The sequence below is a fragment of the Streptosporangium sp. NPDC051022 genome (genome assembly GCF_040683035.1).
Lineage (GTDB): Bacteria > Actinomycetota > Actinomycetes > Streptosporangiales > Streptosporangiaceae > Streptosporangium.
This window is the reverse complement of the sequence record NZ_JBFBCF010000004.1, coordinates 76,556-95,729: the sequence shown is the minus strand read 5'-3', so window position 1 is coordinate 95,729 and position 19,174 is coordinate 76,556. Positions and strand designations below refer to the sequence as shown.

Below are 19,174 nucleotides of genomic sequence, written 5' to 3'. Positions count from 1 at the left end.
CAGGGCGGTCATCGGCTGGAAGGGGCCGGGGCGGGCGCCGGCCGGAGAGGTCACGGGTGCGGCCGCCGGTCCGGAGACCGGCGGCCGTCCGCGTGTCCTCGGCGCGAGCGCGCGGGAGCGGTCATCCGGGCGTGATCACCCGGGGGACCCGCCGGGGACGCTCACCGGTCCCCGCGAACCTCGACCCTTTCCCTCCGGTAGTTCCCGCCCGTGCCGTCGGGGCGGTAGCCCCGCTCCACGTTGCCCGCGATGTCGACGGAGAACCAGTGCACCTCGGTGGTCCTGTCGACGGTGATCTGCTGGGTTCCCTCGCGGATCCCCGAGGAGGTGAGCTTGCGGGAGTTCAGCGTCGGCCGGCTGCCGTCCAGCGTGTAGTAGACGTTCGCGGGCTCGTCGAGTGTGAACGTGAACGTGGTGGAGGTGCCGCTCCTGGCGGTCACCTTCAGCTTCGACTCGGGGCGCTCGCGGTCGGCGGCGAAGGACTGGGCGACCTCCAGGATGGCGATCTGACCCGAGGAGAACTCCATCGCCTCCTCGTGCCCCTCGGCGAACGGCGGCTGGAAGCCGACCGGCTGGAACTGCTTGGCCGTCGCGTCGTAGAGGTCGGCGCCGACCTCGAAGTCCCAGCCGATGATGCCGCGGTTGTACCAGTGCTCGTCGGCGCTGTTGCCCGCCGCCGAGTACAGCACGTCCGGGACCGGCCCGGTACGGCCCGGCCAGATCGCGGTGCCGCGCCGCTCCTGCACGGCCGAGAGGATGTTGCGGGAGGACTCCCAGTAGTAGTTCTCCGTGCCGAGGTCGGCCCTGGGCAGCACCTCGCGTCCGGCCTCCTTGTAGGAGCCGGGGGGCCACATGAAGTAGCCGCCGTAGGAGTGGGTGTTCATCGCGAACCTGATGTTCGGGTACTTGCGGGTCAGCCAGACCTCGTTGCGCGCCTCCGGCTCGGACAGCTCGGCGGGCCCGGCGAAGACGGCGCTGGTGCAGAACGTCGAGGCGCCGCTGTAGCCGTCGAAGAGGGATCCGACGGAGAAGTTGCGGTTGAGGTCCACGCCCCAGGAGTTGCGCGAGGCGGGGTCGGCCGCGTTGGCCGGGCAGTGGTTGGTCATGTTCTTGCGCTGCATGTTGTAGTCGTAGAAGCTGAAGAGCGCGCCGTCGGGGTTGACCGTCGGCAGGATGAAGATGTCGAGGTTGTCGACCAGCTTCCTGGTCCGCTCGTCGCGGGCGTAGTTGCGCAGCAGCCGCTCGGCCGTCTCGACGCAGACCAGCGGGGTCACCCACTCGCGAGCGTGCTCCTGGCAGTAGAGGAACACCCCGACCTTCGAGCCGTCCCGCTTCCCGCCGATCCGCAGCGCCTTCATCTGGAACGGGGCGCGCTGGACGGCCGCCGGCGCCTTCAGTCCGTCGGTCAGCCTCGTCGCAGGGGCCGCGGTGACCAGGCCCGCGCCGGGGTCGTCCCGGTAGGTGGCCGCGGTCAGCAGCGCGGACGCGGCGGCGTTGGAGTTGAGCGCGTCCACCACCTGGCGGGCGGTGCTGGCGATCGCGGCCGACCCGTCCGTGGCCAGGTTGACCACGACGTCCTTGCCGTTGACCGTGACGCCCAGCGGGGCGGAGGCGGTGTCCGGCTTCACCAGGGCCACGCTGACGTCGTTGCCGCCCTCGGAGCCGTAGGCCTTGGAGGTCACGTAGAGCGTGCCGGCCGCGACGGTGCCGAACTGCGCCTGGGCGGCTCTGCGGTAGCCGTTGGTCTTGTAGGGCAGATCGATGATCTGCGCGGTCCTCGGGAACTCGGCGGCCAGGGCGGAGATCCGCCCGGTGACCTCGGTCGGGTCCATGTAGTGGTCGACGAAGTCCGAGACGTAGTGCCTGCCCGGGGCCCTGCGCTTGGCCCCCAGCCACTTGGTCACCGTGGCCGTGACCGAACCGCCGCGGCTGCTCGTGACCGTGACCCTGGTGGGGGTCGCCGTCAGCGGCAGCGGGGTGTCGAACCGGTGGTACATGTACTTCCCGGCGTCGGTGAAGCGCGACATCGTCGCCGTGCCGCCGGAGCCGGGGGCGGTCCCGGGCCCCGCGTCCCAGGTGGCGGTGAGCACCGTCTCCGCGTCGGTCGCGCTCGACTTCACCTCGACCGACAGGAAGCGCCGGTCGTCGATGCTGGTGAACCATTCGGCGCGCAGCGGGGTCAGCGTGTCGGCCTGCGCCGTGACCGCGGCCGAGGAGGCCATCGAGGCCCGCCGTTCGGCCTGGTTGGCGGCGAAGTCGCCCTGGTCGGAGATGGCGTCGCGGACGTCGAATCCCAGCCCGCGCAGCTCACGCGCCTCCTGCGGGCTGAGTACGGCGTGCACCTCGACCCCGCCGTCGACGGGCTTGCGGTACTCCGCGAGGTCGACGCCCAGGGAGTTGAGCCGGTCGACACCGGCCTGGCCGGGCACGACGATCCGCAGCAGGGCGACCCCGTTCTGCGCGGTGCTCGGTTGCCGGTCGGGGGCGACCTCGCCCGTTGTGGGGGAGGGGGCGGCGAGAACGGGGGCCGTGCCGAGCGCGAGGACGACGGGCAGGGCGATCGCGGCCACGACGCGGCCCGTTCTTCTGCCGTTGAGAGAACTTCTCATGTGAGGTTCCTCCAGTTGGCGCGCCCGGCCGGGCAGGGGGTTCCCGGAATGAGCGCGCAATAGGAGAGAATTCTTGATCGGCAAATGATCTCAGTCAAGTACCCCGACTCTGTCCAGTTAGGGGTATACGATTGCCGCCCGCCCGGCAATGAAATTTTATTATGTGCACTTTAATGGTGTTATCTGCGGTGAATTCGATCTCCGGAACCGCGAGCTGGACGGCGATCCGGGCGGTGCGCCCCCCGATTTCCCGTCCCGTTCCCGAGGGTGTGCGGAGGGCCGGGCGGCGGTGGAGGGGAGGGCCGGAAAACCGTTTCCCGGTTTTCTCCCGCCGTTGTCGCGGATGGGCGGCCTCGTTCACCGTGCCTCATTCACCGTGCCTCATTCACCGTGCCTCGTTCGCCGCGACACCTCGACGGCCGTTCACGGGCCGTTTTCGGCCGCCGGCGGGCGCAGGCGCCCCAGCAGCGCGGCGAGACCCAGCTCGATCGCGTCCTCGGGGGTCGTCCGCGGGAGCTCGGCCCCCAGCCGGTGCAGGGCGGGGAACTCGGCCGGAGGCAGCGCGGCGATCTCCGCCAGCGTCGCGGCGCGGATGTCCGGCTCACGCAGGTCGTACGGCACCGCCTGCTGCAGGGCGGTGCCGACGACGAGGTTGACCAGCGCGGTCACCAGCGGCACGGACTCGTGCGGCGGGACGCCGAGCCGGAACAGGACGGCGTAGGCCGCCTCGACGATCCGCAGCTGCGCCGGGTTGGCACCCTCGCGCGCCAGGCCGATCCCGACCAGCCAGGGGTGCGCCCGCAGCAGCCGCCAGTAGGCCCGGCACAGTTCGGCGAGCCCGTCGGCGCCCGCGTCCGGCTCGGGCAGGTCGAGGGTGCCGAGCAGGTGCTCCTCGACCGCGGCGAGCAGATCCCGCTTCCCGCGCACGTAGTTGTAGATCGACATCTGCCGGGCGCCGAGCCGGTCCGCGACCGCCGTCATCGTCAGCGGCTCGCCCGTGTCGAGCACCGTCACGGCGGCCTCGACGACCAGACGGCGGCTCAACGTACCTCGCCGTACTCGCGGCACGGTTGTTCCCTTCGACGAAGAATCCCGGACCCGTTGGCGGATCGGCCATGGCGGCCTCTCCCGGCGCCTCATAACGTGTGTTACACGTTAGCAACCTAAGAGAGGGGCGGGCGATGCTCGGCGACCTGCAGACACGGCTGGACGAGGTGGCGCGCGCGCACGAGATACCCGGCGCCGCGATCGCGGTGAGCGTCGGCGACCGGCTGTACGAGGCCGCGACCGGCGTGCTCAACCTGGAGACCGGGGTCGAGGTCACGCCCGACAGCCTCTTCCAGGTCGGCTCGACCACGAAGGTGTGGACCGCCGCGCTGATCATGCAGCTGGTCGAGGAGGGCCTGGTCGACCTGGACCGACCGGTGCGCGCCTACCTGCCGGAGTTCGCCGTCGCCGACCCGGACGCGAGCGAGAAGGTCACCGTACGGCAGCTGCTCACCCACACCGGCGGCTTCGACGGCGACCTGTTCCCCGACACCGGCCGCGGCGACGACAGCCTTCCCCGCTACGTCGAGCTGCTGCGCGAGGCCCGGCAGGTGGACCCGCCCGGCACGATGTTCTCCTACTGCAACTCGGGCTACGTCGTGCTCGGCGCGATCGTCGCCCGGCTCAGGGGCTGCACCTGGGAGGAGGCCATGCGCGGGCACCTGTTCGCGCCGCTGGGCGCGGAGCGGGTGGCGCTGTTCCCCGAGGAGGCCGTGCTGGGACGGGCCTCGGCCGGGCACATGCGGCCGCCCGGCGCCACCGGCCAGGTCGTGGTCAGGCCGTGGGGCATGACCCGGGGCGGCGCGCCCGCGGGGGCCACGCTCTGCGCCGCCCCGCGCGAGCTGGTCCGCTTCGGCAGGATGACGCTGCGCGGCGGCCTGGCCGAGGACGGCACCCGGGTGCTGTCCGAGGCGTCGGTGCGGGCGATGACGTCCCCGCAGTTCCCGCTGTCGGTCTTCCGCTGGCTCGGCGAGGACTGGGGTCTCGGCTTCGTGCTGCTCGGCTGGGGCGGCGGCGTCTACGGGCACGACGGCGGCACGCCCGGCCAGATCACGAACTGGTGGGTCGTGCCCGGCCACGACGTCGTGCTGGCGGTGACCTCCAACGGCGGCGACTCCTACGGGCTCCTGCGGGACCTGGCCTACCCGATCACCCGTGAGCTGACCGGCCTGGAGGCTCCGATGCGGCCGGTGCCGCCCGCGGTGCCGTACCCGGCCGACGTCACCCCCTACGTCGGGCGGTACGCGGGACCGATGTTCACCTGCGACGTCGTCGCGGCCGAGGGCGGCCTGGAGATCACGCAGACCCCCGAGGGCTTCTTCCGGGAGATGGGCCAGCCGGTGACGACCACCCGTTTCGTCGCCCTCGACGAGCGCACGTTCGTCGCGACCGAGGGCAGGGGCACGCTGTACGACGCCGTCACGTTCATCACCCGGGACGGCGTGGCGACCCACCTGTTCAACGGACGGGCGACCCCCCGCGTCTAGAGGACGCCTGCCGGTGCCTCACCGGTGTCCCGGCCGCCGATGCCGCGGGCCCGGCGGGACACCGGTGCCGGCGTGATCGCGCGCGGCGGCGGGAGGCTGCCGCCGGGGCGAGGGCAATGGCACCGGCCACCTCCGAACTGTCACCGCCCGTGCATGGCCAACCACCGTGGGCTCGCCCATGATGAGGGCGGAACCCCCGCTCAGGGAGATCCCCCGTCCCGTGGTACGGCCCGCACCGGGAGGACCCATGGCCGAAGCCGCCGGCACCGCCGTGACAAGAGAACTGTCCGACCTTCCCGTCGCGCCCGGACGGCTGCCCCTGCTGGGCCACTCGGTGACGCTGATACGCCGCCCGTTCACCTTTCTGCAGTCGTTGGGCGCCATCGGCGACATCGTGCGCGTCGACATCGGCACCCTGCCGGTGTACACGCTGACCCGGCCGGAGCTGGTCCACCAGATCCTGGTCACCATGGCCCGCGACATCCGGCGCGGCATCCTGTTCGAACGGGTCCGCCCGCTGCACGGCGACGGGCTCACCGTCGCCGAGGGGCAGGCGCACCTGCGGCGGCGCAGGCTCCTGCAGCCGGTGCTGCGCCCCAGCGGCATCGGCGGCTACGTCGAGACGATGCGCCGCAACACCCAGGCGCTCGCCGACTCCTGGCACGAGGGCCAGACGATCGACGTCGGCCGGGTCACCACCGATCTGATCATGGCCAACACCACCGACGCCATGTTCGGGACGAGCGTCGCGCCCGCCGCCGCGCGGACCGTACGCGCCGCGGTGCCCGCGATCCTGGACAACCTGATGGTGCGCACCCAGATGCCCGTGTTCCTGGAGCGCTTCCCGCTGCCGGTCAACCGGCGCTTCGAGGCGGCCGCCCGCGACGTCCGCCGGATCGTCGACGAGGCCATCGCGCACCGGCGCGGGCACCCCTCGGGGGAGGGCGACCTGATCGGCATGCTGCTGGCGGCGCGCGACCCCGAGACCGGCGAGCCGATGAACGACCGGCAGATCCGCGACGAGGCGGTCGGCATCTTCATCAACGGGATAGCCACCACCGCGACCACCCTGGCCTGGCTCCTGCACCAGCTCGCCCGCAACCCCGGCGTCGAGAAACGCCTCCTGGCCGAGGTGGAGACCGTCTGCGGCGGTGATCTCCCGCTCGACCAGGCGATCGGCCGGCTCGACTACACCCGCCGGGTGATTCAGGAGATCCTGCGCCTGCACCCCCTCCTGATGCTGATGCGCCGCACCGTCCGGCCGCTGACCCTGGGCGGGGTGGAGATACCGGCCGGGGTCGAGCTCGGCTACAGTCCCACCGCGCTGCACCGCGATCCGGCCGTCTATCCCGAGCCCTACCGCCTGGACCCCGACCGCTGGCTGCCCGAGCGGGCCAAACCCCTGCCCTCCGGCTCCTTCATCCCCTTCGGCGAGGGCCGTCACCGCTGCATCGGCGAACACTTCGCCTGGACGGAGCTCCTGGTCGCGGCCGCGGTGCTGCTGCCCCGCTGGAGACCGCGCCACGCCGGCGGCGGCGAGGACGTCCGCGAGGTCAACGCGATCCACCCCCGGCCCGACCGCCTTCACATGGTCCTCACCGCCAGGAGGGCACCGGCTCGGTGACGGCCCGCCCCGCCCTGACCGGCCGTCGCCGCGGGGGTTCGGTCACGTCTTCGACGAGGGTGCCGGGGGATCGATCACCGGGCGTCGGCGCGGCCGTGCTCCGGTCATTCCGGGAAGGAGAGGCGGCCAAATCGACGGTCGGTCCGTCGGTGACGCGGTGAGAGCGCCGTGGACGGCCGATGACCAGTCGCGGGCGCCGACCGGGCCGGTGGGGGGCCGGAGCCGGGTCCTCCGAGAAGAACCGCCTCAGCTCACGGCCTTCTTGATGAGCTCGCCGATCCGTGCCTCGTCGGCGGCGGTCAACTCGGTCAGGGCGAAGGCGGACGGCCACATGGTGCCTTCGTCGAGGTTCGCCTGGTCGCTGAAGCCCAGCGTGGCGTACCTCGTCTTGAACTTCTGCGCGCTCTGGAAGAAACAGACGATCTTGCCGTTCCTGGCGTACGCGGGCATCCCATACCAGAGCTTCGCCGAGAGGACCGGCGCGCTGGCTTTGACGATGTCATGGAGCCGCTCGGCGATGACGCGGTCCGCCTCCTCCATCTCGGCGATCTTCGCGAGCACTTCGACCTCCGGGTCCGCCTTGGCCGCGCGCGAGCCGCGCCGCGCGGACGCCTTCAGCTCCCGGGCGCGCTCCTTCATCGCGCTCCGCTCCTCGTCCGTGAACCCGTCGAACTTCTCGTCGGCGGCGACGGTGTCCTTGGCGGACGGCTGGGTGCCCTTCATGGCGGGTTTCCTCTCTTGCAGGGTCTTGCAGGGTCTTGCAGGGTCTTGCAGGGTCCTACGGGGTCTTACGGGGCTTGCGTGACCATCACGCTAGTTGTGGCTCGATGACCTGCGCTTCTCGATTCCTGACCGGTCTCGTCACCTGTTTCGCCACGCACGCCGGCATCTCCGCCCCGGCGTCCGCCGTGCGGCGCTGGTAGACGCTGGGCGGCATGCCGACCAGCTCGGTGAAACGGGTGCTGAAGGTGCCCAGCGACGAGCAGCCGACCGCGAAGCAGACCTCGGTGACGCTGAGGTCGCCGCGGCGCAGCAGCGCCATCGCGCGTTCGATGCGCCGCGTCATCAGGTAGCTGTAGGGCGACTCGCCGTAGGCGAGCCGGAACCGGCGGCTGAGGTGCCCGGCCGACATGTTCACGCCGCGGGCGAGCGCCTCGACGTTCAGCGGCTGCGCGTACTCCCGGTCGATCCGGTCGCGGACGCGGCGCAACCGCGCGAGATCGTTCAGGCGCTGCGCCGTGGTGAGCGCGCGCCCCCACGCGGGATGACACATGGGAGAACTCCTTTCGTCGATGTCCGCGAGCACCTGGGCCGCATGGCGGGGCGCTCGCCGGTGAGAGGGGGAGCCGGTGGTGATCACGGCCGAATCGCTCGCCGGACGGCTCAGCGAAGCTCCTGGACGCGGACCAGGTTGCCCGCGGGATCGCGGAAGGCGCAGTCGCGAATGCCGTACGGCTGCTCCGTCGGCTCCTGGACGACCTCGGCGCCACCGGCCCGCAGCTTCTCGAAGGTCCCGTCGAGGTCCCGGGTGGCCAGCAGGATCCAGCCGTAGGTGCCCTTGGCCATCATCTCGACGATGGTGCGGCGCTCGTCCTCGGTGACGCCGGGGTCGGCGGCCGGAGGCGCCAGGAGGATGGACGTTCCGGGCTGGCCGACGGGACCGACCGTGATCCAGCGCATCGTGCCCTGCCCGACGTCGCTGCGCACCTCGAAGCCGAGGGCGTCGCGGTAGAAGGCCAGGGCGGCGTCCGGGTCGTCATGCGGGAGGAAGCTCGTGTGAATGGTGATGTCCATGGCTGTCACGTTATCCATGGCCCGCTGACCTGTGCTTCTCGAATCCTGATCGGTCCGGCCGGACGGTTCCTCCCGCGGTGGGCACGTCGAAGCCGCCTCCACCCCTGACGGGGGGAGACGGCCTCCGGATGCGGGCCGCTCGTGCCCGTGTCGTGCCGGCCGGTGTCAGGGGCCGACCCGCTGTGGCCCGGGGCCGACCTCGCGGACGACGACGTAGGTCGGGGGACCGCTCATGCGCGCCTCGGCCTTGCCGGACAGGCCGTTGAGCGCCTCCTGGAGGGCGGCCCACCGGCCCTCGGTGTCGGAGGTCTCCACGAAATTGCGGTAGTCCGCCTCGCTCGCCCAGTGCACGATGTTGTACACACGGGTGCCGTCGGTGCTCACGTGCAGGCGCGCCGACCGGTAGCCGGGGTAGAAACGCACCCACCGCTCCTGGATCTCGGCGAAGGCCTCCACCAGCTCACGCTGGGTGTCGGCGCCGTCGACGGTGTAGTCGATGATCGAGTAGAAACCGGGGTCCGTGCTCACGTACGCGCTCCCTCACGGTCGTGTGCGGCCCTTGGGGCCCTGGCCCCTCATCCTGCAACCTCAACCAGGCTTGAGATCAAGCGCGTGCGGACGGGAGGAGCGCGGCCCCGCGTGCCGCCGAAGCCCGGCCGGGAGAAGGACCGGGCTTTGGCGGGGCCGCCGGCGAACGGGCCGTCTCAGCTCGGGCCGTCTCAGCTCGGGCCGTCTCAGCTCCGGCCGAGCAGACGCCTGGTCGACTCGTGGGCACCGCTGACCAGCTCGGCGCGGGGGAAGCCGCTGCGCTTCTCCGCGGTCGCCCGGTTGCCGCCCGCGACCCACACCGGGCCGTCCGCCAGGTGCTCCAGCCCCTCGCGGGCCACGTCCTCGGGCTCGGCGACGTTGAGGCCCGGCAGGTCCATGCGCAGGCCCGCCCGTTCCATGGCCGGGGTGCGGGTGATGCCCAGGACCAGTTCGAGCACGTGCACGCCGTACTCCCTCAGCTCCAGCCACAGGCCCTCGGCGAAGATCCGGCCGAACGCCTTGGCGGCGGCGTAGATGCTCATGTGGGCCTGGCCCATGTAGCCGGCCAGCGAGCCGACCAGCATGATCCCGCCGTGGCCTCGCTCCTTCATCAGCGCGCCGAAGTGGTGCGACAGCGCGAGCTGGGCGGTGACGTTGAGGTCGATGACCCCGTGGACCCGGTCCAGGTCCGAGGTCACGAACTCGTTGCCGTAGCTGTTGGCTCCCGCGTTGAAGATCAGCAGGCCCACCTCCAGCCCGTCGGTCACCGCGCGGATGGTGGTGAGCGCGTCGGGGCTGAGCAGGTCGAGTTCGACGGTGCGCACCTCGACCCCCTTCGCCCTGATCCGCTTCGCGGTCTCCTCGAGCGGGCCCGGTTTGCGGGCGATGAGCACCGAGTTGACCCCGGCATCGGCCAGCAGGTCGGCGAACGATGCGCCGACCCCCTCCGACCCGCCCGCGATCACGGCCCAGGGGCCGTACACGTTCTTGTCGATCATGAGCTTTCTCCTTGGTCCGGGGCCGCCGGCCGGTTGTCCGGCACGGGGATGGTGCCGTCCAGCGCCGCCAGGCCGATTGATCTCCGCAGCGCCTCGCAGGTGGGGAAGCGGTCGCCGTGAGGAGATCCCGATGGAGCTGAGGCTGCGCACCCGCCGGGACCAGGTCCGCGCGCCGGAGCGGGTGACCGAGGCGATCGACATCCTCCAAAGAAGTCGCGGCCGACCCCCAGGTAACCGCAGCCCGTACGGCGGCGGCTCACGCGTCCCACTCACCGGTATCGGTAATCAACTTGTCCGTGCTCACCCCTGTGTATTGTTTTGTCGACATCGAACACACTCTCCAGGAGAGACCGTGCCGAGAATCGCCGAGGCCAGGCCGCCGGCCGAGCCGAGCTCACCCGAGCAGCGAGCTCGGCACGTGCGCATTCTCCGGGCGGCGTCCCATATCGCCGCCGAAAAGGGGCTCGAACGCGTCCAGATGCACGAGGTGGCCAAGGCCGCGGGCGTCGCGATCGGCACGCTGTACCGCTACTTCCCCTCCAAGACCCATCTGTTCACCGCGGTCATGGCCGAGCAGATAGATCGTTTCAACGAGACCGCCCCGCGCCCCAAACCCGGCACGAGCCCGGAGGACGCGGTCTACGAGGTGCTGGTCAACGCCACCAGGCAGCTGCTGCGCAGGCCCGCCCTGGCGATCGCGATGATGCAGTCGTCGAGCTCGGCCAACGCCGCCACGATCACCGACGCGGGCCGGATCGACACCGCCTTCCGCGAGATCATCCTCAAGACCCTCGGGATCGAGACCCCGACCGTCCAGGACATCACGCTGACCCGGCTCCTGATGCAGTGCTGGTACGGCGGCCTGCAGGCCAGCCTCAACGGAAGGCTCTCCATGCCGGACGCGGAGGCCGACATCCGGCTCGCCTGCAGGCTCCTGCTGGCCCCGCGCTCCAACGTCGGCAAGGGCTGACCTCCGCCGCTCCACGCCCGGCCCGGCCTCCCGCCGGCCTGTCCGGTGTCGTCCCGGTGCCACTCCGGTGCCGACGGTGGCCCGTGTCTCCCGCTGACCGGGACCGTTCCCCTCGCCGCGCCGGGGTACGGATACCGTAGCCTCACCCCACCGCCGGCGCGCCCGCGTCGACGGCGGATCCCGCACCTGAAACGACGACCGGGAGCAATGCCGTGAAACGTCGCATCGCCGTGAGCGGAACGGCATCGGGCATCGGGCAGGCCCTCGCGCATCTGCTGCGCGCGCAGGGGGACGAAGTGATCGGAATCGATCTCAGGGACGCGGAGGTGAACGCCGACCTCGCCACCCCGGAGGGGCGCGAGCTGGCGGTCCGGTCGGTGCTGGAGTCGTCCGGCGGCGTGCTGGACGGGATCGTCGCCTGCGCGGGAGTCTCCGGCCCGACCCCGCTGACCGTCAAGGTGAACTTCTTCGGGGTGACCGCCCTGCTGGAGGGACTGCGCCCGGCGCTCGCCGCCGCGGACCGGCCTCGCGCGGTCGTGGTCGGCTCCATCTCCGGTACGCAACCGGCGGACCCGGGCGTGGTGGCGGCCTGCCTCGACGACGACGAGCCGGCCGCGCTCGCCTTGGCGGACGAGGTCGTGGAGCGGGGGGAGGGGAACAGGCTCTACCCGTCCTCGAAGTCCGCGCTGGCCCGCTGGCTGCGCCGTAGCGCGGTCACCCCCGAGTGGGCGGGCAGCGGGATCCCGCTCAACGCGGTGGCGCCGGGAGTCGTCCTCACACCGATGTCGGCACCGCTGTTCGAGAACGAGGCGATGCGCGCGATCATGGACAAGGCGGTCCCCATGCCGCTGAACGGGTACGCGACCGCCGAGGTCGTCGCCGAGGCGCTGCGCTGGCTGGTGTCCCCGGCCAACTCCCACATGACCGGCCAGGTCATCTACCTCGACGGCGGCGCCGAAGCCGTTCTCCGCGGCCCCGAGGTCTACTGATCCGTCCCGGCCCGGCGGGCCGGGCCGCCGGAGATCACCGCGCCGGGTGCCGGAGGTCAGCTGGGCAGCTGGTGGCGGAGCACGAAGTCCCACAGGACTTCGTGCGCCTCGATGGTCTGGGTGGTCGTATCGCCGCTGCCGCCGCTGTCGACGTCGGCACCCGGCCAGGTGTGGCCGCCCCCGGCGACCGCGACGTGCTCGACCTCCGCGTCCCCGGTGCAGTTCCCCCACAGGGAGATCGAGATGTCGGGGGCGATGCTCTGGTGGGAGGCCCGCCTGGCGCAGTCGTCACGCACCACCCACGCGAAGACCCAGTCCTGGATGGCGGGCAGGCCCCGGTCGACGTTTCCGTCGTAGGGGATGGTGCTATCGCCCGTTCCGTGGAAGTCGATGACCGGGACGGCGCGGGAGGGACTGCAGTTGTCGCCGGTACCGGGATAGAAGGCCGCGGCCACCGGCGCGATCGCCGCGATCCGGTCGGCCAGGCGGCAGGCCAGCAGCCCGGTGAACCCGCCGCCGTTGGACTTGCCCGTGGCGTACACCCGTCGCTGGTCGACGCAGAGGCTGTTCTCCAGGGTGTTCAGCAGGGTGGAGGTGAAGGTGACGTCGTCCACGCCGGCTGCCGCGTAGGGCGCGCCCTGCCACGCCTGCCGGTTGCCGCCACCGGTGCCGATGATGCCGTTGGGGTAGGCCACGATGGCGGGAAGCGTGGAGAGTTTGGAGAACCCCTCCATTTCCGCGCCGGTGCCGCCGCGCCCGTGGAAGGCGAGGACCACCGGCCAGGACTGCTGGGAGGTGTAGCCCGCGGGCAGGTGCAGCTGGTAGGTCCGTGTGATTTCCTGGCTGGTCAGGGAGCGCAGGACGCTCGTGCCGGGCGTCTGCGGGGCCGGCGTGCCGCAGCCGGGGGACGTGGAGACGGTCCGGGCGGCGGCCGTGGCGTACGTGGGGGCGAGCGTGCTCCCCAGCACCAGCAGGCCGGTGGCCGCCGTCGCGGTGAGGGTGCGCAGAAGAGATCTCGTGACTCTCATGGAGGCTCCTGTCGTGGTCGTGGTCGTGGTCGTGGTCGTGGTCGTGGTCGTGGTCCGTGCGTGGCCGTTCGGATTTCGGTGCAGCACTCACAGCCGTACGTGCGACGGCACGCCGGCGAGCGGTGGGATAGCAGGGATCAGGCGCCGAGCCAGGGCCTGACGAAGGCGGCTACGTGGGCGACCGCCGCTCCGGCGACGGCCTGGCCTCCTTGGCGGCTCAGCCCTCCTCTCCGGGGAAGTCGGCCGCCATGATCACGTCTCGGATCGCGGTGAGATGCTCGCGGGTGAGCCGCTCGGCCGCCGTCGCGTCGCCGTCACGTACGGCCTCGAAGATCCGCACGTGCTCGGTGTGGTCCCGGACGCGGTCGTTGCACCGGTGCCGGATCTCGACCTGCTCACGCGCCCGTATGTGCAACAGCGCCTCGATGGTCTCCTTCAGCAGTGCGTTGCCGCTGGCCGCCGCCAGGGCGACATGGAAGTGCAGGGCCCGACGGAGGGCCTCCTTCGGCGGGTACAGGGCGTTGTTCGACGACGTCTCCATCTGCCTGACGGCGTCGGGAACCCGGGCCCGCGCGGCCGCCGCCGCGATCGCCGGCTCCAGGACGAGACGTGCCTCGACGAGCTCCAGCACCGACTCGCGGCCGCTGTGGGGAAGATGCGGATTGACCACGACCCTGCGCTCGATGCCCGGACCGACGTAAGTGCCCGATCCGTGCCGGAACTCCACCACCTGGGTGGCCTCCAACCGGCGCAGCGCCTCACGTAGCGTCGGAATGGTGACCTCCAGGCGGTGCGCCAGTTCTCGTGAGGAGGCCAGCGCGTCGCCCGGTCCCAGTCGCTCGTTGTGGATGATCTCGACGATGCCGTCCGCCAAGCGCTCCGACAGCGACTGCTCGCCGTGACTCATGAAGTGAATAGTTCACTTTATGAGTTTCACCGTCAATGTGTCTTTCGTTGTAAACGGCGGCCGACGCGAGTCGTGTTCGGTTTTCGGTCCGCTCATACTTGGTTTTCGGTCCGCCGATCCATGGTGGCGAATCACCCGGAGACGATGCCGCGGGGCACCGATCGGCGCGGGGTCAGCTCCGTGTCGCCAGGTAGCGGGCGGGGAACTCGCCGTCCCGGCCGGCGGCACGCAGGTCGGCCGGGGAGCCCCGACGCCGGCGGGTGTGTCCGTCCGGCCGGGGCGTAGCCTGGTCGGATGATGGCCGAGCGGCCGGTCCATGCCCTCTCCGCTCCGGAGAAGGCGGCCTTGCGGGAGCTTCTCACCGCGGAGCGAGCGAGCACGGTGACGCGGATCGAGATGCTGATGCGCGCCTGGGACGACATCGTCGGGTCCTCCGCGCTGGTGGCCACCGATGACGAACACGACCCGGAGGGCGCCACCATCGCGTTCGAGCGTGCCCATGTCCAGGCCCTGCTCGACCAGGCCAGAGGCCACCTGGGCAGTCTGGAGCACGCCCTGGAACGGCTGGGGCGGGGCGGCTACGGCATCTGCGAGCGCTGCGGGGAGCCCATCCCCGTCGAGCGTCTGCGAGCGCGGCCGGTGGCGGTGACCTGCGTCCGGTGCGCCGGACCGGGCGGTCGCCGACAGGGGTGAGAGCGCGGGGCCGCCGTGCCCGTATGGCGGGAGGCGCGTCTTCGATTTCGTATTCCGGTCGAGATGCACCGGGTATCCGTGCGGCCGCGCCGGCGTATCCGCCACCGCTAACCTGCGTTTTTTCATACTTGCAAAGTCGCGACTTTACGGAAAGTCAAAAATGCTCCACAATCGCCGCGGGGGGGGGGACACACGCCGTAGCGATTCGATAGGGGCATCATGCAACTCGGCAGACGAGCCTCCGGGGCGGTTCTCCTCACCCTCGGATTCATCACCCTGGCGTTACTGACCGCCGTGCTGGCGATCGGCCCGGCGGGAGAGGCGGCCCTGGCCGCCGTCCCGTCGAGAGACACCGCGTACGTGGCCGCCGCGGTGAAGGCGGCCGACGACACCAGACCACCGACGCGTCCCACGGGGCTGAGGCCCTGCCCGGTGCCGCTCGCCCCCGTCGAGTACGGCTACGCCTCCATCTGCTGGGACGCCTCGTCGGACGACACCGGGGTCGTCGGCTACGACCTGTACCGCCTGGACGCCGGCGGCTTCGTCTTCGCCAACACCACGACCGGCACGATCGGCGGCTTCTCGGGCGAGCTGAGGCGCCTGTACACGATGTACGTCGTGGCCAAGGACGCGGCCGGGAACGTCAGCCCGCCCTCCGCCCTGATCACGGTGGCCGCGCTGACCGGGATGACCCCGACCGGCTCGCCGAGCCCCCAGCCGGGTGACCACGTGCCCCCGTCCAAGCCGACCGGCCTGCGCGACGCCTGCCTGCAGGACTACCGGGGCGTCACGTTCTGCTGGCAGCCGTCGACCGACAACGTGGCGGTGACGGCGTACGACGTCTACCGCGAGACCGCGACGGCCTACGCCAAGGTCGGTACGATCTCCGCGTCCGGGGTCCTGAACTTCACCGAACCCGGCCTGGTCATCGGGCAGCGCTACAACTACGTCGTGGTGGCCAAGGACGCGGCGGACAACCTCAGCCTGCCGTCCGACCCGCTGTCCGCTCTCGCCAGGGAGGGCCTCCCCACCCCGAGCCCGACATGCACGGTGTCGTACCGTGCGGCGACGTGGAGTTCGTTGCTGAACGCGGAGATCACCGTGCGCAACATCGGCACGACCGCGATCGACGGCTGGACGCTGACGGTCGACTACCCGGCGTCGGCCGTGCATCTCACCTCGGGCTGGTCCGCGGACTGGACCCAGACCGGCTCGCGGCTCAGCGGCACGAACAGGCAGTGGAACAAGGTCATCCCCGCCGGTTCGACGACCCAGGTCGGGTTCACCGCCTCCTACAGCGGCACCCAGCCCGCCCCGGTGAGCTTCGCCCTCAACGGAAGGACCTGCGCCGTCGACTGACCGCGCCCGGCCGGCACGGCTCACACACCGTTGCCCGGCCAGAGCGCGTCCACGGGACGGAACGTCGGAGGGCGGGCCGCGATCGCGGTTCCGCCCGCCCGGCCGGGCGGCGGAGGTGACCGGGTTGCCCGGCACGGCGTCCACTCCAGAAAAGCCCCCGGGGCGGCGAGCCGCGCCGCCCGCCTCCGGCCCGGTGCGGTGAGGGCGCGCCGTCTGCCCCAGGACCGGGGGTGCGTGTCTTCGCCCGGTTCGCGGTCGTTCCGGGCGCCGGTACGGCGAGTAGTGGGACGGAGCGGATCGGCGCCGGTGGGCGGCGCTTTCACCGATCGCGTCGAGTGCCGTCGCCGTACCGGCGCCGGGGGACACGTCCGGTCACCGGGCCGGCGCGCGCCCCGTGTTTCCCGGACGTCTCCCCTTACTCACCTCCCGTACGTCTCCGCCAGCTGGGACGCCACCTCGGCCGGTGTCGGCAGCGCCTCGATCTCGGTCCTGACCTCCTCCGCGGCCGAGCGCAGGCTGTGGTCGGTCAGCAGCGTTTCGATCGCCGAGGGGTCCAGCTCCTCGGCCCGTACGCTCAGCGCGCTGCCCCGGCCGCTCAGCGTGTCGGCGTTGATGTGCCGGTCGGCGCCGTTCGGCAGGATGAGCTGCGGCACCCCCATCGCGGAACAGGTCAGCGCGGTGCCCGAACCGCCGTGGTGGACGGCCGCGGCGCAGTGGCGGAGCAGCGCGCCCAGCGGCACCCAGCCCGTCACGCGCACGTTCGGCGGAAGCTCGCCCAGTTCGGAGGTGTCCTTGTTGCCGACGGTGACGACGAACTGCGCGTCCACCGCCTCGGCCGCCGCGATGATCCGCTTGAACTCGCCGACCCCGTGCGTCTCCGGCACCACCGTGCCCAGGGTGATCGCGACCCGGGGCCGGTCGTCCGGGTCGAGCAGCCACTCGGGGAGCACCCCGCCGCCGTTGTAGGGCACATAGCGCGTCGCCCACCTCGACGGCGGCCCCTCCAGCAGGCTGGGCGGGACGACGTCGATCGTCTCGATCCCCTCGGGGATCGCCACCTCGTGCCGCTGGAACGCCTCGTCGGCGGGCGATTCGCGGAACAGCTCCGGTTCGAAGCGGATCATCCCGAAGCTGTGCGCGACGCACGGCACGCCCAGCTTGGCGGCGGCCACCGGTCCGGCGGCGAATATCGGGTCGTAGACCACCAGGTCGGGGCGGATCCGTTCGGCGAGCCTGACGTGTCCGTCGACGTAGCGGTCCCACAGCGCGATGGCGAGCGGCAGGCGCTTGCGCATCTCCTCGGCGGTCGTGTCGTGCATCGCCTCGAGGAGCTCCGGCCTGTCGCGCATGAAGCCGGCGATCATCTGCGTCGTGGTGAGGCCGGGCACGGCGTCCAGTGTGATCAGCCCGGCGTCGCGAGCCGCCAGGCCGTCCCCTCCGGCGACGAAGGTGACCTCGTGTCCGGCCAGGCGGAGGGCCCATGCGAGCGGCACTTGCGGAAACACATGACCGATCCCCGGGGCAGGTACGAAAAGCACGTGCATTGTCTGACAGGTCCCCTCTGTCCGTTGACATCCTGTCTTTCCTGACCTTGCCTTTCCGGTGTCAAGTCAATCGAAGGTGACCTGGCCGATCAAGGGGTGGCCGACGGGGTTTTCCGCGAATCCCGGCCGATCGAGCGGAGGGGCGCCTGGCCGTGCTCTCGTTGTGCCGGTTCCTCACCCACCTCCCCTCGGCTTCCTGGCGAGGTCACTCGGGGCGCCCCGCTTCCGCGCCGCCCCGGTGGTACCGCACGAGGGCGAAGGCGCACGCCGCCCCGATGACCACCTCCAGCACGGTCGCGAGCACGAGCCCGTTCGACGGCATGCCGTCCAGCGCGATGCTCAGGACGCGGGACAGGCCGTAGGAGAGGTAGATCACGGCACCGACGGCCGTGGCGGTGAACGCCAGTCGTGAGACGAACGCGCCGAGCGTGATCAGCACACCGGTCGCGAGCAGTGCGCCGCCCGCGGCCCGTGTCTCACTGAGCAGGCCGGCGTCGCCGCCGAGTTCGATGCCGTTGACCCCGTGAAAGGCCACGGGCGTGAACAGGCTCGCCGCGCCGATTCCGATCACGACCAGGCCGGACAGGACCAGTATGAACCTCAGCGGTTTCGCGTTGCGCATGCTTTCCGTTCCCTCTGGATGGGTGAGTCGTTCCGCGCGGTGGAGGTCCCGCCGGAAGCCGGAAGAAAGTCGTCTCCCGTCCGCGTGCGAGGACGGGCTCACCGGCTCCACACACCGGACGCGGCCGCGGTACGGCAGTAGTCGGCGAAGTCGCGGGCCTCACGGCCGAGGGCCTCCTGCACGCCGTACGCCGGCGAGGCGTTCCGCCCGTCGAACACCTCGACGCAGAGAGCCGTGAGCAGATCGGCGTAGTCCGGCCCGGCACTCTGGGTGAGGGCGGCGTGGAACCGCTCCGGTGGGATGTCGACGTACTCGACCTTCCGGCCCGCGGCCTTCGAGATCTCCGCCGCGGCCTCGTGGAACGTCAGCGGCCGCGGTCCGGTGAGTTCGTAGAGCCGGCCGGAGTGGCGGTCGTCGGTGAGCGCGGCGACCGCGACGTCGGCGATGTCGTCGACGTCGACGAACGGTTCGCCGACGTCGCCTGCCGGCAGCGCGATCACGCCGTCGAGCACCGACTCGAGGAGGTGGCCCTCGTCGAAGTTCTGTGCGAACCAGCTCGCCCGGACGAGCGTGTGGTCCAGGCCGGACTCGCGGACGATCCTCTCGCAGCGTTGAGCGTTGAGTTCGCCTCGCCCGGACAGCAACACCAGCCGCCTGACGCCCGCTTCGGCCGCGCACGAGGTGAGCGTCTCGATCACGGCCGGTGCGCCGGGCGCGGCGAGGTCGGGAAAGAACGAGACGTAGGCGGATCCGACGCCGCGGAGGACGTCCGGCCAGGCCGACGGGTTCTCCCACTCGAAGGGCGGGTCGGAGCGCCGCGAGGCCCCCCTGACCTCGTGGCCGAGCTCCGTGAGCTTGCGAACGATCCGCCGGCCGGTTTTTCCGGTCGAGCCGATGACGAGAACGGGGGGTTGCCGCATGGTTCCGAGCTCCTCGGGTTGACGATGGGATCATCCTGATGCGGCCTGAGTGGAC

The 19,174-nt window shown here is 71.3% G+C and carries 19 protein-coding genes; 7 read left to right on the top strand and 12 right to left on the bottom strand.

The features are described from left to right. Positions 1 to 161 precede the first annotated feature (161 nt). Entirely contained in the window at positions 162 to 2,609 is a 2,448-nt protein-coding gene (locus AB0N02_RS09555) for a M14 family metallopeptidase (protein ID WP_363944370.1), read from the bottom strand. 423 nt (positions 2,610 to 3,032) lie between these two features. Then, on the bottom strand, positions 3,033 to 3,653 hold the full coding sequence (locus AB0N02_RS09550; protein WP_363944368.1) for a TetR/AcrR family transcriptional regulator C-terminal domain-containing protein: 621 nt from the start codon (positions 3,651 to 3,653) through the stop codon (positions 3,033 to 3,035). A gap of 137 nt (positions 3,654 to 3,790) precedes the next feature. Between AB0N02_RS09550 and AB0N02_RS09545 the strand changes: the two genes are divergently transcribed. Continuing rightward, the gene (locus tag AB0N02_RS09545) at positions 3,791 to 5,143 is read left to right on the top strand and encodes a serine hydrolase domain-containing protein (protein WP_363944366.1); all 1,353 of its coding nucleotides are present in this window, start codon (positions 3,791 to 3,793) and stop codon (positions 5,141 to 5,143) included. A gap of 247 nt (positions 5,144 to 5,390) precedes the next feature. Next, the gene (locus tag AB0N02_RS09540; RefSeq protein WP_363944364.1) at positions 5,391 to 6,767 is read left to right on the top strand and encodes a cytochrome P450; all 1,377 of its coding nucleotides are present in this window, start codon (positions 5,391 to 5,393) and stop codon (positions 6,765 to 6,767) included. A 246-nt stretch (positions 6,768 to 7,013) separates the two neighbouring features. On the opposite strand, the gene AB0N02_RS09535 is transcribed toward AB0N02_RS09540, so the two are convergent. The 5 genes from AB0N02_RS09535 to AB0N02_RS09515 all read right to left on the bottom strand — a co-directional run bounded on the left by AB0N02_RS09535 (position 7,014) and on the right by AB0N02_RS09515 (position 10,087). After that, entirely contained in the window at positions 7,014 to 7,490 is a 477-nt protein-coding gene (locus AB0N02_RS09535) for a DUF1801 domain-containing protein (protein WP_363944362.1), read from the bottom strand. Positions 7,491 to 7,575: 85 nt separating this feature from the next. Further along, positions 7,576 to 8,040, bottom strand: a complete 465-nt coding sequence (locus tag AB0N02_RS09530) for a helix-turn-helix transcriptional regulator (RefSeq protein WP_363944360.1) — start codon at positions 8,038 to 8,040, stop codon at positions 7,576 to 7,578. A 110-nt stretch (positions 8,041 to 8,150) separates the two neighbouring features. Next, positions 8,151 to 8,561 (bottom strand): VOC family protein, encoded by a 411-nt coding sequence (locus AB0N02_RS09525; protein ID WP_363944358.1) that lies wholly within the window; start codon positions 8,559 to 8,561, stop codon positions 8,151 to 8,153. 165 nt (positions 8,562 to 8,726) lie between these two features. Then, complete coding sequence (locus AB0N02_RS09520; protein WP_363944357.1) at positions 8,727 to 9,089, bottom strand: antibiotic biosynthesis monooxygenase; 363 nt, start codon at positions 9,087 to 9,089, stop codon at positions 8,727 to 8,729. A gap of 206 nt (positions 9,090 to 9,295) precedes the next feature. Then, positions 9,296 to 10,087 carry an SDR family NAD(P)-dependent oxidoreductase gene (locus tag AB0N02_RS09515; protein ID WP_363944355.1) on the bottom strand — a complete coding sequence of 264 codons (792 nt, stop codon included), beginning with the start codon at positions 10,085 to 10,087 and terminating at the stop codon, positions 9,296 to 9,298. Positions 10,088 to 10,439: 352 nt separating this feature from the next. On the opposite strand from AB0N02_RS09515, the gene AB0N02_RS09510 reads away from it, so the two are divergent. Together AB0N02_RS09510 and AB0N02_RS09505 are read left to right on the top strand one after the other, a co-directional pair. Beyond that, on the top strand, positions 10,440 to 11,057 hold the full coding sequence (locus AB0N02_RS09510; RefSeq protein WP_363944353.1) for a TetR family transcriptional regulator: 618 nt from the start codon (positions 10,440 to 10,442) through the stop codon (positions 11,055 to 11,057). Between the two features lie 212 nt (positions 11,058 to 11,269). Continuing rightward, positions 11,270 to 12,046 carry an SDR family oxidoreductase gene (locus AB0N02_RS09505; RefSeq protein WP_363944351.1) on the top strand — a complete coding sequence of 259 codons (777 nt, stop codon included), beginning with the start codon at positions 11,270 to 11,272 and terminating at the stop codon, positions 12,044 to 12,046. A 56-nt stretch (positions 12,047 to 12,102) separates the two neighbouring features. On the opposite strand, the gene AB0N02_RS09500 is transcribed toward AB0N02_RS09505, so the two are convergent. Beyond that, positions 12,103 to 13,074 carry a poly(3-hydroxybutyrate) depolymerase gene (locus tag AB0N02_RS09500; RefSeq protein WP_363944349.1) on the bottom strand — a complete coding sequence of 324 codons (972 nt, stop codon included), beginning with the start codon at positions 13,072 to 13,074 and terminating at the stop codon, positions 12,103 to 12,105. Between AB0N02_RS09500 and AB0N02_RS09495 the strand changes: the two genes are divergently transcribed. Further along, positions 13,073 to 13,234 carry a hypothetical protein gene (locus AB0N02_RS09495; RefSeq protein WP_363944347.1) on the top strand — a complete coding sequence of 54 codons (162 nt, stop codon included), beginning with the start codon at positions 13,073 to 13,075 and terminating at the stop codon, positions 13,232 to 13,234. The genes AB0N02_RS09500 and AB0N02_RS09495 overlap by 2 nt on opposite strands. A gap of 57 nt (positions 13,235 to 13,291) precedes the next feature. Here AB0N02_RS09495 and AB0N02_RS09490 read toward each other — a convergent pair whose 3' ends face one another. Then, a complete protein-coding gene (locus AB0N02_RS09490) occupies positions 13,292 to 13,981 on the bottom strand; it encodes a GntR family transcriptional regulator (RefSeq protein ID WP_363944345.1) in 690 nt (229 codons plus the stop codon). 294 nt (positions 13,982 to 14,275) lie between these two features. Between AB0N02_RS09490 and AB0N02_RS09485 the strand changes: the two genes are divergently transcribed. Next, complete coding sequence (locus AB0N02_RS09485; protein ID WP_363944343.1) at positions 14,276 to 14,674, top strand: TraR/DksA C4-type zinc finger protein; 399 nt, start codon at positions 14,276 to 14,278, stop codon at positions 14,672 to 14,674. 219 nt (positions 14,675 to 14,893) lie between these two features. Continuing rightward, positions 14,894 to 16,033 carry a cellulose binding domain-containing protein gene (locus AB0N02_RS09480; protein WP_363944341.1) on the top strand — a complete coding sequence of 380 codons (1,140 nt, stop codon included), beginning with the start codon at positions 14,894 to 14,896 and terminating at the stop codon, positions 16,031 to 16,033. A gap of 419 nt (positions 16,034 to 16,452) precedes the next feature. Here the strand turns inward: AB0N02_RS09480 and AB0N02_RS09475 are convergent, their stop codons facing one another. The 3 genes from AB0N02_RS09475 to AB0N02_RS09465 form a co-directional block, all read right to left on the bottom strand. Beyond that, positions 16,453 to 17,526: a nucleotide disphospho-sugar-binding domain-containing protein gene (locus tag AB0N02_RS09475; protein WP_363944340.1), complete on the bottom strand. Its 1,074-nt coding sequence runs from the start codon at positions 17,524 to 17,526 to the stop codon at positions 16,453 to 16,455. A gap of 256 nt (positions 17,527 to 17,782) precedes the next feature. Further along, positions 17,783 to 18,199: a DUF4345 domain-containing protein gene (locus tag AB0N02_RS09470; protein ID WP_363944338.1), complete on the bottom strand. Its 417-nt coding sequence runs from the start codon at positions 18,197 to 18,199 to the stop codon at positions 17,783 to 17,785. Positions 18,200 to 18,297: 98 nt separating this feature from the next. After that, positions 18,298 to 19,119: an NmrA family NAD(P)-binding protein gene (locus AB0N02_RS09465; RefSeq protein WP_363944336.1), complete on the bottom strand. Its 822-nt coding sequence runs from the start codon at positions 19,117 to 19,119 to the stop codon at positions 18,298 to 18,300. Between the last annotated feature and the right edge of the window lie 55 nt (positions 19,120 to 19,174).

Bases quoted from the DNA above. Each gene is read 5' to 3' on its own strand.
- AB0N02_RS09555 (WP_363944370.1), bottom strand. From the start codon at position 2,609: ATGAGAAGTTCTCTCAACGGCAGAAGAACGGGCCGCGTCGTGGCCGCG.
- AB0N02_RS09545 (WP_363944366.1), top strand. From the start codon at position 3,791: ATGCTCGGCGACCTGCAGACACGGCTGGACGAGGTGGCGCGCGCGCAC.
- AB0N02_RS09540 (WP_363944364.1), top strand. From the start codon at position 5,391: ATGGCCGAAGCCGCCGGCACCGCCGTGACAAGAGAACTGTCCGACCTT.
- AB0N02_RS09535 (WP_363944362.1), bottom strand. From the start codon at position 7,490: ATGAAGGGCACCCAGCCGTCCGCCAAGGACACCGTCGCCGCCGACGAG.
- AB0N02_RS09530 (WP_363944360.1), bottom strand. From the start codon at position 8,040: ATGTGTCATCCCGCGTGGGGGCGCGCGCTCACCACGGCGCAGCGCCTG.
- AB0N02_RS09525 (WP_363944358.1), bottom strand. From the start codon at position 8,561: ATGGACATCACCATTCACACGAGCTTCCTCCCGCATGACGACCCGGAC.
- AB0N02_RS09515 (WP_363944355.1), bottom strand. From the start codon at position 10,087: ATGATCGACAAGAACGTGTACGGCCCCTGGGCCGTGATCGCGGGCGGG.
- AB0N02_RS09495 (WP_363944347.1), top strand. From the start codon at position 13,073: ATGGAGGCTCCTGTCGTGGTCGTGGTCGTGGTCGTGGTCGTGGTCGTG.
- AB0N02_RS09500 (WP_363944349.1), bottom strand. From the start codon at position 13,074: ATGAGAGTCACGAGATCTCTTCTGCGCACCCTCACCGCGACGGCGGCC.
- AB0N02_RS09490 (WP_363944345.1), bottom strand. From the start codon at position 13,981: ATGAGTCACGGCGAGCAGTCGCTGTCGGAGCGCTTGGCGGACGGCATC.
- AB0N02_RS09485 (WP_363944343.1), top strand. From the start codon at position 14,276: ATGATGGCCGAGCGGCCGGTCCATGCCCTCTCCGCTCCGGAGAAGGCG.
- AB0N02_RS09480 (WP_363944341.1), top strand. From the start codon at position 14,894: ATGCAACTCGGCAGACGAGCCTCCGGGGCGGTTCTCCTCACCCTCGGA.
- AB0N02_RS09470 (WP_363944338.1), bottom strand. From the start codon at position 18,199: ATGCGCAACGCGAAACCGCTGAGGTTCATACTGGTCCTGTCCGGCCTG.
- AB0N02_RS09465 (WP_363944336.1), bottom strand. From the start codon at position 19,119: ATGCGGCAACCCCCCGTTCTCGTCATCGGCTCGACCGGAAAAACCGGC.